This is a genomic window from Desulfobacter latus (assembly GCF_013389365.1).
Classification (GTDB): Bacteria; Desulfobacterota; Desulfobacteria; order Desulfobacterales; family Desulfobacteraceae; genus Desulfobacter; species Desulfobacter latus.
In genome coordinates this window covers 1-1,040 of record NZ_JACADJ010000166.1, presented here as the reverse complement: position 1 = coordinate 1,040, position 1,040 = coordinate 1, and the positions used below count along the sequence as shown (strand labels likewise).

Below are 1,040 nucleotides of genomic sequence, written 5' to 3'. Positions count from 1 at the left end.
CATCCTGTTCTATTTTGACGAATCTGCTGTCCAGGTTAAAACTGTGCCTTTTAAAAACCGGCTTTGTTTTATTTTTTTTCTTTCTTTGACTTTTAACGATTTCAAGTGCTTGCTTGCCAAGGCATTGCTGCATCCTTGCCGATAACCAGGTATCGACTTTAACCTTGACGAATTTACTATTGAACTGTTTTTGTTCCCACAAGATATCAATATACAGATTGATCACACGAACGGCTTCCTTGCAAAAACACTCCAATTGATCAATTTTATTTTTGTTTGCGTAATTGATATTTATCTGGGATCTTCTGATCATTTGCTTAGCTCATTGATTAACTGTTCCGTCTTTCTTTTACTTTTTCTTTTGCCATAAAGCCGGGCACAAAAAGAAGTGACCAGACTCACAAAATCCTGCATCAAATCCTGTTCATCTTCAATGACTTCATTGATAATGATGATTTCACCAGGGTATAATTTGATAATATAATTCAAACCGAATCTTGTCAATTTGTCGGTGTGTTCAACCACGATCCTGTTGATAGATTTGTCTAAAAGCAATTTGATCAATTTGGGTCGTTTATCATTTAAGCCACTTGCACATTCCTTGACGATTTGATTAACTATCCATCCTTTTGCCAAACAAAATTGACTGACCCTTGATGCCTGACTTTCCAGATTATTCTTATTTTGACTTGAACTCACTCTGGCATAGACGGCCGTTCGTTTAACACCTTCAGGTCTTTGATAGCTATCCGGGATAACTATCGTACCTGTTGGGAGTTGATAAGCCCCCGGTATCAAACCTTTTTTGAAATGAACATGCGCTGTTTTATAATGGATACCATGTTCTTTTGCATATTCTGATAATTTTTTCATTAGAAATGGATACCAGAATATATATTGATAAATCAAGTATATTACTCCCCATTCGCTCATTTGATATAAAGTATTTTTAAATTTCAAGTTGCGTATAAATAGAAGAGTCGAATCCCAATTTTTGGATAATTTGTTTTTGCAGATTCGATAATGGTTTCAATGAACGC

2 protein-coding genes are annotated in these 1,040 nt (G+C 35.3%); both read right to left on the bottom strand.

What is annotated here, in order from left to right; all coding sequences use genetic code 11:
* A partial coding sequence (locus HXW94_RS18790) for a hypothetical protein (RefSeq protein WP_178368416.1) occupies positions 1 to 313 on the bottom strand: 313 nt, incomplete at its 3' end.
* Positions 310 to 873, bottom strand: coding sequence for an IS607 family transposase (locus HXW94_RS18785; RefSeq protein WP_246294253.1), 564 nt, complete (start codon positions 871 to 873; stop codon positions 310 to 312). The genes HXW94_RS18785 and HXW94_RS18790, both read right to left, overlap by 4 nt.
* Positions 874 to 1,040: the final 167 nt, after the last annotated feature.